General features: G+C 68.0%; 10 protein-coding genes. All 10 read left to right on the top strand.

Features of this window, described 5'->3' with window-relative positions; translation table 11 throughout:
* Positions 1–76 precede the first annotated feature (76 nt).
* Positions 77–859 carry a gamma-glutamyl-gamma-aminobutyrate hydrolase family protein gene (locus tag ABFO07_RS03515; protein WP_124490434.1) on the top strand — a complete coding sequence of 261 codons (783 nt, stop codon included), beginning with the start codon at positions 77–79 and terminating at the stop codon, positions 857–859.
* 28 nt (positions 860–887) lie between these two features.
* A complete protein-coding gene (locus ABFO07_RS03510) occupies positions 888–2,225 on the top strand; it encodes a glutamine synthetase family protein (protein WP_059886479.1) in 1,338 nt (445 codons plus the stop codon).
* 28 nt (positions 2,226–2,253) lie between these two features.
* The gene (locus ABFO07_RS03505; RefSeq protein ID WP_347468329.1) at positions 2,254–3,681 is read left to right on the top strand and encodes an aspartate aminotransferase family protein; all 1,428 of its coding nucleotides are present in this window, start codon (positions 2,254–2,256) and stop codon (positions 3,679–3,681) included.
* Between the two features lie 71 nt (positions 3,682–3,752).
* The gene (locus tag ABFO07_RS03500; protein WP_059886481.1) at positions 3,753–4,871 is read left to right on the top strand and encodes a polyamine ABC transporter substrate-binding protein; all 1,119 of its coding nucleotides are present in this window, start codon (positions 3,753–3,755) and stop codon (positions 4,869–4,871) included.
* A 134-nt stretch (positions 4,872–5,005) separates the two neighbouring features.
* A complete protein-coding gene (locus ABFO07_RS03495) occupies positions 5,006–6,160 on the top strand; it encodes an ABC transporter ATP-binding protein (protein WP_059566577.1) in 1,155 nt (384 codons plus the stop codon).
* 10 nt (positions 6,161–6,170) lie between these two features.
* Positions 6,171–7,157 carry an ABC transporter permease subunit gene (locus ABFO07_RS03490; RefSeq protein WP_059960054.1) on the top strand — a complete coding sequence of 329 codons (987 nt, stop codon included), beginning with the start codon at positions 6,171–6,173 and terminating at the stop codon, positions 7,155–7,157.
* Positions 7,154–7,993, top strand: coding sequence for an ABC transporter permease subunit (locus tag ABFO07_RS03485; RefSeq protein WP_017334496.1), 840 nt, complete (start codon positions 7,154–7,156; stop codon positions 7,991–7,993). Before ABFO07_RS03490 ends, ABFO07_RS03485 begins: the two co-directional genes overlap by 4 nt.
* Before the next feature lie 106 nt (positions 7,994–8,099).
* Positions 8,100–9,680, top strand: coding sequence for a DUF3138 family protein (locus ABFO07_RS03480; protein ID WP_060016005.1), 1,581 nt, complete (start codon positions 8,100–8,102; stop codon positions 9,678–9,680).
* Between the two features lie 99 nt (positions 9,681–9,779).
* Positions 9,780–11,084 (top strand): NAD(P)/FAD-dependent oxidoreductase, encoded by a 1,305-nt coding sequence (locus tag ABFO07_RS03475; RefSeq protein ID WP_060016153.1) that lies wholly within the window; start codon positions 9,780–9,782, stop codon positions 11,082–11,084.
* Positions 11,085–11,108: 24 nt separating this feature from the next.
* A complete protein-coding gene (locus ABFO07_RS03470; protein WP_059960053.1) occupies positions 11,109–12,410 on the top strand; it encodes an NAD(P)/FAD-dependent oxidoreductase in 1,302 nt (433 codons plus the stop codon).
* Positions 12,411–12,473 lie beyond the last annotated feature (63 nt).

Genomic DNA, 12,473 nt, shown 5'->3' with positions numbered 1-12,473 from the left:
GCCTGCGATTCGCGCAAGCCGCGCTTGCCTGCGATCGCATCGTGTCACGGCTTGTTTAGGCAACCTGACTATCGCCATGGAAAGGAAACCCTTGGTCGGCATCACCGCCGACCACACCCGGATCGGCGCGCATGCGTCGCACACCGTCGGCGACAAGTACGTCGCCGCCATCGTCGACGGCGCGCACGCGCTCGCGATGGTGCTGCCCGCGCTCGGCGAGCGCCAGTCGGTCGACGACATCGTCGATGCGGTCGACGGCCTGCTGTTTACCGGCAGCTATTCGAACGTCGAGCCGCACCGCTACGGCGGCGAGCCAAGCGCGCCCGGTACGAAGCACGACGCCGCCCGCGACGCCACGACGCTGCCGCTGCTGCGCGCGGCGATCGCGGCCGGCGTGCCGGTGCTGGCGGTCTGCCGCGGCTTCCAGGAGCTGAACGTCGCATGCGGCGGCACGCTGCACCAGCGCGTGCACGACGTGCCGGGCTTCGCGGATCACCGCGAGGACGACGACGCGCCGCTCGACACGCAATACGGCCCCGCGCACGCGGTGCGCCTGACGCCCGGCGGCGTGCTGCAACTGCTCGCCGACGGCCGCGACGAAGTGCGCGTGAATTCGCTGCACAAGCAGGGCATCGCGCAGCTCGGCGCCGGCCTCGCGATCGAGGCGGTCGCGCCCGACGGCCTGATCGAGGCCGTGAGCGTGATCGATGCGCCGGCCTTCGCGCTCGCCGTGCAATGGCACCCGGAATGGCGGCATGCGCAGGACGCGCTGTCGAGCGCGATCTTCCGCGCGTTCGGCGCGGCCTGCCGCGCCCGCCGCGACGCCCGCACCCGCGCCGTGTCCGCCGTGCTCGCCTGAGCACGCCGACCCACCTACGAGAACAATCATGCAAGACATCGAAGATTTCCTGAAGCAACACCGGATCACCGAGATCGAGGCGATCATTCCCGACATGGCCGGCATCGCGCGCGGCAAGATCACGCCGCGCAACAAGTTCACCTCCGGCGAATCGATGCGCCTGCCGCAGGCCGTGATGGTGCAGACCGTCACCGGCGAATACCCGGAGGACGGCTCGCTGACCGGCGTCACCGACCCCGACATGGTGTGCGTGCCCGACACGTCGACGATCCGCCTGATCCCGTGGGCGGTCGACCCGACCGCGCAGGTGATCCACGACTGCGTGCATTTCGACGGCTCGCCGGTCGAGATCTCGCCGCGCTACGTGCTGCGCCGCGTGCTCGACCTGTACAAGGCGAAGGGCTGGAAGCCGGTGGTCGCGCCCGAGCTCGAGTTCTACCTGGTCGACATGAACAAGGACCCGGACCTGCCGCTGCGCCCGCCGGTCGGCCGCACGGGCCGCCCGGAAACGGGCCGCCAGTCGTATTCGATCGAGGCCGTCAACGAGTTCGATCCGCTGTTCGAGGACATCTACGAGTACTGCGAAGCGCAGAACCTCGACATCGACACGCTGATCCACGAAGTCGGCGCCGCGCAGATGGAGATCAACTTCATGCACGGCGACGCACTGTCGCTGGCCGACCAGGTATTCCTGTTCAAGCGCACCGTGCGCGAGGCCGCGCTGCGCCACAACATGTACGCGACCTTCATGGCCAAGCCGATGGAAGACGAACCCGGTTCCGCGATGCACGTGCACCAGAGCATCGTCGACGAGGAGACGGGCGAGAACCTGTTCACGTCGAAGGAGACCGGCGGCGCGACGTCGATGTTCTACAACTACCTGGCCGGCCTGCAGAAGTACACGCCCGCGCTGATGCCGATCTTCGCGCCGTACATCAACTCGTACCGCCGCCTGTCGCGCTTCATGGCCGCGCCGATCAACGTGCAGTGGGGCTACGACAACCGCACGGTCGGCTTCCGCATCCCGCACTCGGGCCCGACAGCGCGCCGCATCGAGAACCGCATCCCGGGCGTGGACTGCAACCCGTACCTCGCGCTCGCCGCGACGCTCGCGGCCGGCTATCTCGGCATGACGCAGCGCCTCGAGCCGACCGAGCCGCTCGTCAGCGACGGCTACGACCTGCCGTACCAGCTGCCGCGCAACCTCGAGGAAGGGCTGACGCTGATGGCCGCGTGCGAGCCGCTCGGCGAGATCCTCGGCCACAAGTTCCTGAAGGCGTATTTCGCGCTGAAGGAAACCGAATACGAAGCGTTCTTCCGCGTGATCAGCTCGTGGGAACGCCGTCATCTGCTGCTGCACGTATAAGCGTGCGCCACCGCCATCTGGAGGAAACATGACCTACCGCACCGAATCCGCCTGGATCCAGCCCGCCGCGCCGGCGGCCCGCACGACGCAAGCCCGCACGACGGCCGAATACCGCGCGCTCGACGCCGCGCACCACATCCACCCGTTCTCCGACATGGGCGCGCTCAACCGCGCGGGCAGCCGCGTGATCGTGAAGTCCGACGGCGTCTACCTGTGGGATTCCGACGGCAACAAGATCATCGACGGGATGGCCGGCCTGTGGTGCGTGAACGTCGGCTACGGCCGCCAGGAACTCGCCGACGCCGCGTACCGCCAGCTGCAGGAACTGCCGTTCTACAACACGTTCTTCAAGACCACGCACCCGCCGGTGATCGAGCTCTCGGCACTGCTCGCCGAAGTCACGCCGCCGGGCTTCAACCACTTCTTCTATTGCAACAGCGGCTCGGAAGGCAACGACACCGTGCTGCGCGTCGTGCACCAGTACTGGCGCGTGCAGGGCCAGCCGCAGAAGAAGTTCGTGATCTCGCGCAGGAACGGCTACCACGGCTCGACGATCGCGGGCGGCACGCTCGGCGGCATGGGCTACATGCACGAGCAGATGCCGTCGAAGGTCGAGCACATCGTGCACATCGACCAGCCGTATTTCTTCGGCGAGGCGGCCGCCGGCGAAACGCCCGAGGCATTCGGCCTCGCGCGCGCGCAGCAGCTCGAAGCGAAGATCCTCGAGCTCGGCGCGGAGAACGTCGCCGCGTTCATCGGCGAGCCGTTCCAGGGCGCGGGCGGCGTGATCTTTCCGCCGTCGACGTACTGGCCGGAGATCCAGCGGATCTGCCGCAAGTACGACATCCTGCTCGTCGCGGATGAAGTGATCGGCGGCTTCGGCCGCACCGGCGAATGGTTCGCACACCAGCACTTCGGCTTCGAACCCGACCTCATCACGCTGGCGAAGGGGCTCACGTCGGGCTACGTGCCGATGGGCGCGGTCGGCATTCACGAGCGCGTCGCGCGGCCGATCATCGACAACGGCGAATTCAACCACGGCCTCACGTACTCGGGCCACCCGGTCGCGGCGGCCGTCGCGGTCGCGAACCTGAAGCTGCTGCGCGACGGCGGGATCGTCGAGCGCGTGAAGACCGACACCGGCCCGTACTTCCAGGCGCTGATGCGCGAAACCTTCGCGCGTCATCCGATCGTCGGCGAAGTGCACGGCCACGGCCTCGTCGCGAGCCTGCAGCTCGCCGAGGCGCCGGCCGAGCGCCGCCGCTTCGCGAACGGCGGCGACGTCGGCACGCTGTGCCGCGACTTCTGCTTCAACGGCAACCTGATCATGCGCGCGACCGGCGACCGGATGCTGCTGTCGCCGCCGCTCGTGATCTCGCGCGGGGAAATCGACGAACTCGTGTCGAAGGCGAAAAAGGCCGTCGACGCAACCGCTCAGCAACTGGGTCTTTCGTAACGGCATCGCCTACGGGCCGCGGCGTGCGCACGGTGCGGCGCCGCGGCCCACATCACCAGGGGAACTCCACCATGCGTGCTCGCACTCTTCGCCAAGCCTGTTCCGTCGCCGCCCTCGCCGCCGCGGCCGCGTTCACGTCGGTCGCCAGCCCGCCGGCGCATGCCGCCGACGAGCTGAACGTCTACAACTGGTCCGACTACATCGCGCCGGACACGATCCCGAACTTCCAGAAGCAGACGAACATCCACGTCAAGTACGACAACTACGACAGCGACGACACGCTGCAGGCGAAGCTGCTCGCCGGCAGCTCGGGCTACGACATCGTCGTGCCGACGTCGAACTACATGGCCAAGCAGATCCAGGCGGGCGTCTACCAGAAGCTCGACAAGTCGAAGATCCCGAACCTCGCGAACCTCGACCCCGTGCTGATGAAGATGATCGCCGACGCGGACCCCGGCAACCAGTACGGCGTGCCGTGGGCGTACGGCACCGACGGCATCGGCTACAACGCGCAGGCCGTGAAGAAGGCGCTCGGCGACAAGGCGCCCGTCGACAGCTGGGCGCTGGTGTTCGATCCGGCCAACATGGAGAAGCTGAAGAGCTGCGGCGTGTCGTTCCTCGACCAGGCCGTCGACGTGTTCGCGGCCACGCTGCAATACATGGGCAAGAACCCGAACAGCACCAACCCCGCCGACTACCAGGCAGCCTTCGAGGTGCTGAAGAAAGTCCGCCCGTACATCACCCAGTTCAATTCGTCCGGCTACATCAACGACCTCGCGAACAACGACGTGTGCGTCGTGCTCGGCTGGTCGGGCGACGTCGGCATCGCGCACCGCCGCTCGGCGGAAGCGAAGCGTTCGTACGACATCAAGTTCTCGAACCCGAAGGAAGGCGGCCTGCTGTGGTTCGACGTGATGGTGATCCCGAAGGATGCGCCGCACCCCGAGAACGCGATGAAGTGGATCAACTACGTGTCCGATCCGAAGGTCAACGCGGCGATCACCAACACGGTGTTCTACCCGACCGCGAACAAGGCCGCGCACCCGTTCGTGACGCCGGCCGTCGCGCAGGATCCGACCGTCTATCCGCCCGAGGACGTGCTGAAGAAGATGGTGCTGATGAAGCCGATGCCGGCCGACATCCTGCGCCTCGAAAACCGTCTGTGGGCGCAGCTGAAGACCGGCCACTGACCCCCTTGCGCGCCGCGGGCTGAGCGCCCGCGCGCCCCGCTCCACCCGGCCCGAGCCGTTGCCGCGAGTCGCCGCCTGCGCCTCGCGCGGGGACGCTCGCGCCTGCAATCCGTGATGAACGAATGGTGAACCCCATGCAATCGATACCCTCTTCCGCCGCTGCGCGCCACGCGCAACCGGCCCCCTCGGCCCGCACGAAGAACGAAGCGTTCGTGCGCATCGAGAACGTCGTGAAGAAATTCGGCGACAGCACGGCCGTCGACAACGTGAACCTGACGATCGCGAAGAACGAGCTGTTCGCGCTGCTCGGCAGCTCGGGCTGCGGCAAGTCGACCTTGCTGCGCATGCTCGCCGGGCTCGAAACCGCCACCTCCGGCAGGATCTATGTCGACGGCGAGGATCTCGCGTCGCTGCCGCCGTACCGCCGCCCGGTGAACATGATGTTCCAGTCGTACGCGCTGTTCCCGCACATGACGGTCGAGTCGAACGTCGCGTTCGGCCTGAAGCAGGAAGGCACGCCGAAGAACGAGATCAAGGAACGCGTGGCCGATGCGCTCGCGCTGGTGCAGATGAGCAAGTACGCGCAGCGCAAGCCGCACCAGCTCTCCGGCGGCCAGCAGCAGCGCGTCGCGCTCGCGCGCTCGCTCGTCAAGCGCCCGAAGCTGCTGCTGCTCGACGAGCCGATGTCCGCGCTCGACAAGAAGATCCGCCAGAAGACCCAGCTCGAACTCGTGAACATCATCGAGAAGGTCGACGTGACCTGCGTGATGGTCACGCACGACCAGGAAGAGGCGATGACGATGGCGAGCCGCCTCGCGGTGATGAGCGAAGGCCGGATCGTGCAGATCGGCTCGCCGGGCGAAGTGTACGAATTCCCGAACAGCCGCTTCTCGGCCGAATTCATCGGCTCGACCAACCTGTTCGAGGGCCGCGTGGTCGAGGACGAGCCCGATCACATCTTCGTCGAGAGCGACGACCTCGAGGCGCGCATGTACGTGAGCCACGGCGTGACGGGCCCGCTCGGGATGCCGGTCGGCATCTCGGTGCGGCCCGAGCGCATCCACGTGTCGCGCGAGAAGCCGCACGCACAGCACAACTGGGCGCGTGGCGTGGTCACCGACATCGCGTACATGGGCAGCTACTCGCTGTATCACGTGCGGCTGCCGAGCGGCAAGACGGTGGTGTCGAACCTGTCCAGCTCGAACCTGCTGCACGACGGCGCGCCCGCCTACAACGACGACGTGTTCGTGTCGTGGTCGCCGGCAAGCGGCGTGGTGCTGACGCAATGAGGCCGACACGATGAGAACCTCCGCTTCCACTCCGTCCGCGCCGGTGCCGACCGGCGCTTCGGCCGCGCCCGCGGCCCCCGTGCGCGCCGGCCGCTTCGCCGCGCTGTCGCGCTTCCTGCCGTCCGGGCGCAGCGTCGCGATCGGCGTGCCGTTCGTATGGCTCGCGCTGTTCTTCGCGCTGCCGTTCGTGCTGGTGCTGAAGATCAGCTTCGCCGACCAGGTGATGGGCATCCCGCCGTATTCGGCGCTGATGCAGATCCAGGACGGCGTCGTGCACTTCGCGGTCCAGCTCGGCCACTACGCGTTCCTGCTGAAGGACGACCTGTACGTCGCGACCTACCTCAGCTCGCTGAAGATGGCCGGCGTGTCGACGCTTTTCTGCCTGCTGATCGGCTACCCGATGGCGTACTACATCGCGCGCTCGGCGCCCGGCACGCGCAACGTGCTGATGATGGCCGTGATGCTGCCGTTCTGGACGTCGTTCCTGATCCGCGTCTACGCATGGATCGGCATCCTGAAGGACGACGGCCTGCTGAACCACGCGCTGATCGCGCTCGGCATCATCCACACGCCGCTGCGGCTCTATCACAGCGATGCGGGCGTCTACATCGGGATGGTCTATTCGTACCTGCCATTCATGGTGATGCCGCTGTACGCGCACCTCGTGAAGATGGACCTCACGCTGCTCGAGGCCGCGTACGACCTCGGCGCGAAACCGTGGGTCGCGTTCACGCGGATCACGCTGCCGCTGTCGAAGAACGGGATCATCGCGGGCAGCCTGCTGGTGTTCATCCCGGCGGTGGGCGAGTACGTGATTCCGGAGCTGCTCGGCGGCGCGGACACGCTGATGATCGGCCGCGTGATGTGGGATGAATTCTTCAACAACATGGACTGGCCGATGGCGTCGGCGGTGACGGTGGCGATGGTGCTGCTGCTGCTCGTGCCGATGGCGCTGTTCCAGTATTACCAGGTCAAGGAACTGGGAGACGCGAAATGATCAAGCCGAGCAAACCGCTGTCGACGGGCGTTCTCGCCTTCGGATTCCTGTTCCTGTACATCCCGATCATCAGCCTCGTCGTGTATTCGTTCAACGAGTCGAAGCTCGTCACCGTGTGGTCGGGCTTCTCGCTGAAGTGGTACGCGTCGCTGTGGCAGGACGACGAGCTGCTGACGGCCGCGTGGCTGTCGCTGAAGATCGGCCTGCTGACGGCCACCGCGTCGGTCGTGATCGGCACGTGGGCGGGCTTCGTGCTCGCGCGCTTCGGCCGCTTCAAGGGCTTCACGCTGTACACGGGGATGATCAACGCGCCGCTGGTGATTCCGGAGGTGATCCAGGGGATCTCGCTGTTGTTGCTGTTCGTTGCGCTGGAGCAGATGTTCGGCTGGCCGAAGGGGCGCGGGATGGTGACGATCTGGATCGGGCACGTGATGCTGTGCGTGTCGTATGTCGCGATCATCGTGCAGTCGCGCGTGAAGGAGATGAACAAGTCGCTCGAGGAGGCCGCGCTCGACCTCGGCGCAACGCCGCTGAAGGTGTTCTTCGTGGTGACGCTGCCGCTGATCTCGCAGGCGCTGCTGTCGGGGTGGCTGCTGTCGTTCACGCTGTCGATCGACGATCTGGTGCTGTCGGCGTTCCTGTCGGGCCCCGGCTCGACGACGCTGCCGCTCGTGGTGTTCTCGCGCGTGCGGCTCGGCCTGAACCCGGAGATGAACGCGCTCGCGACACTGTTCATCACCGCCGTGACGATCGGCGTGATCGCGGTGAACCAGATGATGATCGCGCGCGAACGGCGGCGCGTGGCCGACATGAAGGCGGCATTCGCGGCGGCCTGAGCCCCTTCCTTCAACCATTCATTCGATAACGACACCTTGCGCGCCGCCTCGCGCGGCGCGCGGAACGATTACGCATCGACAAGGCGCACGACAAGGAGAAACCGCAATGAAGAAGAAACTGATCTGCCTGCTGGTGGCCGGCGCGTTGCCGGGCATCGCGCTGGCCGACTCGACATCCGCCCAGATCAAGGCGCTGCAGGCGCAGGTGGCCGCGCTCCAGCAGCAGATGAAGGCGATGCAGGCGCAGCTCGCCGCGAAGCCGGGCGGCGCGCCGCTCGCGCAGGCGGGCGCCGGCGGCGGCGGCGTAAAACCGGTCGCGGCCGTGGCCGCCGACCCCGGTTCGCCGGACTACGGCAAGGCGCCCGCGCTGCTGACCAACGACGACGTGACGGAGATGAAGCAGCAGATCGCGAACCAGCAGCTGAAGGTCGACACGCTGTCGGACGCGGCGAACACCGGGCCGATCGCGGGCCTGTCGGTGACGGGCTACATCGATCCGACCTACGTGTACAACCGCGCGGCGAGTTCGTCGTCGTTCCTGTTCGCCAACCACGAGAGCGTGTACAACTACTTCAACAGCACGTTCGGCGACCTGTACCTCGACATCAAGAAGACCTTCGGCGTCGGCCCGCTGGCGCCGTCGGCCGAGATCACGCTGATGCCGAACCGCGGCAACGGCATCACGCTGCTGTCGAACTCGCGCGGCAACATCGGCAACAACATCCTGAACACGGCGGTCATCAACGTGCCGATCAACGCGTCGACGACGTTCGTCGCCGGCCTGATCCCGAGCTTCGGCGGCTACGAGGTGCAGCAGTCGAACCAGATGCTCACGCTCACGCACAACCTGCTGTACGACTTCTCCGACCCGGGCAGCTACATCGGCGCCGGCGCGAACTATACGAAGGGCAACTGGGCGTGGAAGTTCTTCGTCGGCAACGAGCAGTACCGCACCTACGGTTCGGTCACGCAGACGGGCACCAACGCGCTCGGCGACCCGATCACGACCAGCAACAAGGTGCCGACCTTCACCGCGCGTGCCGACTACACGTGGTCGAGCGCGCTCGATATCGGCGGGTCGTTCAACATCGGCCGCCAGACGCTGGCGAGCGCGACCGACGCGAACGGCGTCGTGCACTACGGCGTCGGCGGGGCCGCGCCGAGCTCGGCCGGCACGTTCTTCTTCGGCGAGCTCGACGCGACCTACACGCTCGCGGACGTGCAGTACAACGCCGAAGTCGACTACGGCCGCCAGCAGCATGCGGCGTTCAACGGCGGGCTCGCGCAGTGGTACGGGCTGTCGCTGCTCGCGCACCGCAAGTTCAACGCGCCGGTGGTCGGCCGCATGGGCGTGACGCTGCGCTACGATGCGCTCGTGAACAGCAAGAACGGCGGCGGCGGCGGCGGCATCGCGCTGAACGGCAACGGCATGGATACGAGCAACGGCTTCGGCGTCGATTCGGACTGCCTCGCGACGTCGAAGGCCGGCGGCGGCCTCGGCTTCGAGTGCAAGGGCGCGATCCGTCAGGACGTCGCGCTCGACCTGCTGTTCTATCCGACCCAGCAGATCACCGTGAAGGTCGAATACCGGCACGACTGGTCGAACAACCGGGTGTTCCTGCGCAACGACGGGTCGTACGGCAAGTCCAACGACCTGCTCGCCACGCAGTTCATCTATTCGTTCTGATGCCGGCCGCGCGGGACGCCGTGCGGCGCGCGCGGCGTCCCGCGCTCGTTTGCTGAATTTTGTTGCGGCGTCGTGTGCCGCATGGAGGAAGTCGGTCTGATGAGCCAGTCTTTCACCCGTCGCGCCGACGCGCTCGCGCGCGACTCGTACTACGAAGCGACCGCCACGCGCCCCGCGGCCGACGACCCGACGCTCGACGGCGCGCTCGACGTCGACGTCTGCGTGATCGGCGCCGGCTTCGCGGGCCTGTCGACCGCGCTCGACTGCCGCGCGCGCGGGTTGTCGGTCGCCGTGATCGATGCGCACCGGCCCGGCTGGGGCGCGTCGGGCCGCAACGGCGGCCAGGCGATCACGGGGTTCGCGAAGGATGAAATCATCGAGCGCCAGCTCGGCGCCGACGGCGCGCGCGCCGCGTGGGCGTTGTCGCTCGACGGCGTCGCGCTGATCGCCGAGCGGATCGCGCGCCATGCGATCGACTGCGATTTCACGCGCGGCTACCTGACCGTCGCGACGAAGCCGCGCCGCATCGGCGACCTGCGCGCATGGATGGAGGCCGCCACGACGCGCTGGGGCCATCCGTCGCTGACGTGGCTCGACACCGACGCGATTCGCTCGCGCATCGCGTCGGCCCGCTATCTCGCCGGAGTATACGACCCGCTGTCGGGTCACCTGCATCCGCTGCGGTATTGCCTCGGCCTCGCCGAGGCCGCGCGCCGCGAAGGCGTGGCGCTGTTCGCGCACACGCCCGCGCTCGACGTCGCGCGCGGCGCACGGCCCGTCGTGCGCACGCCGGCCGGCGAGATCCGCTGCCGCTTCGTCGTGTCGTGCTGCAACGCGGGGCCCGGCGGCGTGCTGCCGGCCGCGACCGCCGCGCGCATCGCGCCGGTCGCGTCGACCATCATCGCGACCGAGCCGCTCGGCCAGGCGCGCGCCGATGCGCTGATCGCGCGGCGCGAGGCGGTGTGCGACAACAACGTCTTCCTCGACTACTTCCGGCTGTCCGCCGATCACCGGATGCTGTTCGGCGGCCGCGCGGATTCCGCGGGCGCGTCGCCGGCCGCGCTCGCCGAGACGATGCGGCGGCGCATGGCCGGCGTGTTCCCGCAGCTCGGCGACGTGCGCGTCGATTACGCGTGGGGCGGCTTCGTCGACGTCACCCGCAACCGCGCGCCGGATTTCGGCGCGATCGACCCCAACTTCTTCTACGTCCAGGGCTTCAGCGGGCACGGCGTCGCGCTCACCGGCATCGCCGGCCGTGCGATCGCCGGCGCGATCGCGGGCGACACGCGCGCGTTCGACCTGTTCGCGCGCCTGCGCCACCGCCGCTTTCCCGGCGGCGACGCATGGCGCCGGCCCGCGCTCGAACTCGGCATGCTGTATCACCGGGTGCGCGAGCTGTTCTGAACCCTTTCATTCGTGTTCCTGACCATGCAGACATTCGCGAACCAGCCGCACGCCGCGTCGTACTACGCGGCCACCGTCAACGATACGACCCGCCATGCGCCGCTCGCCGGCGCGGCCGACGCCGACGTGTGCGTGATCGGCGCGGGCCTGACCGGCCTGTCGGCCGCACTCAATCTCGCCGAGCGCGGCCATTCGGTCACCCTGCTCGAAGCGTCGCGGGTCGGCTGGGCCGCGAGCGGCCGCAACGGCGGCCAGCTGATCGGCGGCTATGCGTGCGACATCGACACCTTCGCGCGCTACCTGCCCGACGCCGACGTGAAGCGCATCTGGGAGATGGGGCAGGAATCGCTGTCGCTCGTGAAGTCGCGTATCGCGAAGCACGACATCGATTGCGCGCTGGTGCCCGGCTACCTGACTGCCGCGAACACCGCGCGCGACGCCGATGCGCTCAAGCGCGGGCGCGACGACCTCGCGAAGCGCTTCGGCTACGACCGCCTGCGCTTCGTCGAAGCCGGCGAGCTCGGCCACTACGTGCAGTCGTCGCGCTATCGGGGCGGCCTGTACGACCCCGACAGCGGCCACCTGCACGCGCTCAACTACACGCTCGGCCTCGCGCGCGCGGCGGCCGAAGCCGGCGTGCGCATCCACGAGGACAGCTGCGTGACGCGCGTGCGCGACATTCCGGCCGGTCACCTGGTCGAGACGGCACAGGGCCACGTGCGGGCGCGCTTCGTCGTGCTCGCGTGCAACACGTATGTCGGCACGCTCGCGCCCGCGCTGTCGAGGAAGATCATGCCGGTCGGCACCTACGTGATCGCGACCGAGCCGCTCGGCGAAGCGCGCGCCGCCGCGCTGATGCCCGCGCGCGCGGCCGTGTGCGACAGCCGCTTCGTGCTCGACTATTTCCGCCCGGCGCCGGACACGCGGCTCGTGTGGGGCGGCAAGGTCAGCTATTCGACGCTGCCGCCGCGCAATCTCGCGCAGGCGATGCGCAACGACATGCTGAAGACGTTTCCGCAGCTCGCGGACGTGAAGGTGGATTACGCGTGGGGCGGCTTCGTCGACATCACGATGAACCGCGCGCCGCATTTCGGGCGCATCGCGCCGACGCTGTATTTCGCGCAGGGGTTTTCGGGGCACGGCGTGAACACGACCGCGCTCGCGGGCAAGCTGATCGCCGAGGCGATCGACGGGCAGGCGGGCCGCTTCGACCTGTTCGGCCAGGTGCGGCACCGCGATTTCCCGGGCGGCGCGCTGCTGCGCACGCCGGCGCTCGTGCTCGCGATGAGCTGGTATCGGCTGCTGGATGCGTTCGGCGTGCATTGAAGCGACGCCGCCAGGCAGGCATCGCCCGATTTGCCGCGCACGCGCCGCGGCAGGCGGCGCATG

It is taken from the genome of Burkholderia stagnalis (assembly GCF_039848545.1).
Lineage (GTDB): Bacteria > Pseudomonadota > Gammaproteobacteria > Burkholderiales > Burkholderiaceae > Burkholderia > Burkholderia stagnalis.
The sequence above is the reverse complement of the archived record's forward strand: the minus strand, read 5'-3'. Positions and strand labels throughout refer to the sequence as shown.

What these genes read in the sequence shown, in the direction of transcription:
- ABFO07_RS03515 (WP_124490434.1), top strand. Translation starts at nt 77, where the DNA reads ATGGAAAGGAAACCCTTGGTCGGCATCACCGCCGACCACACCCGGATC.
- ABFO07_RS03510 (WP_059886479.1), top strand. Translation starts at nt 888, where the DNA reads ATGCAAGACATCGAAGATTTCCTGAAGCAACACCGGATCACCGAGATC.
- ABFO07_RS03505 (WP_347468329.1), top strand. Translation starts at nt 2,254, where the DNA reads ATGACCTACCGCACCGAATCCGCCTGGATCCAGCCCGCCGCGCCGGCG.
- ABFO07_RS03500 (WP_059886481.1), top strand. Translation starts at nt 3,753, where the DNA reads ATGCGTGCTCGCACTCTTCGCCAAGCCTGTTCCGTCGCCGCCCTCGCC.
- ABFO07_RS03495 (WP_059566577.1), top strand. Translation starts at nt 5,006, where the DNA reads ATGCAATCGATACCCTCTTCCGCCGCTGCGCGCCACGCGCAACCGGCC.
- ABFO07_RS03490 (WP_059960054.1), top strand. Translation starts at nt 6,171, where the DNA reads ATGAGAACCTCCGCTTCCACTCCGTCCGCGCCGGTGCCGACCGGCGCT.
- ABFO07_RS03485 (WP_017334496.1), top strand. Translation starts at nt 7,154, where the DNA reads ATGATCAAGCCGAGCAAACCGCTGTCGACGGGCGTTCTCGCCTTCGGA.
- ABFO07_RS03480 (WP_060016005.1), top strand. Translation starts at nt 8,100, where the DNA reads ATGAAGAAGAAACTGATCTGCCTGCTGGTGGCCGGCGCGTTGCCGGGC.
- ABFO07_RS03475 (WP_060016153.1), top strand. Translation starts at nt 9,780, where the DNA reads ATGAGCCAGTCTTTCACCCGTCGCGCCGACGCGCTCGCGCGCGACTCG.
- ABFO07_RS03470 (WP_059960053.1), top strand. Translation starts at nt 11,109, where the DNA reads ATGCAGACATTCGCGAACCAGCCGCACGCCGCGTCGTACTACGCGGCC.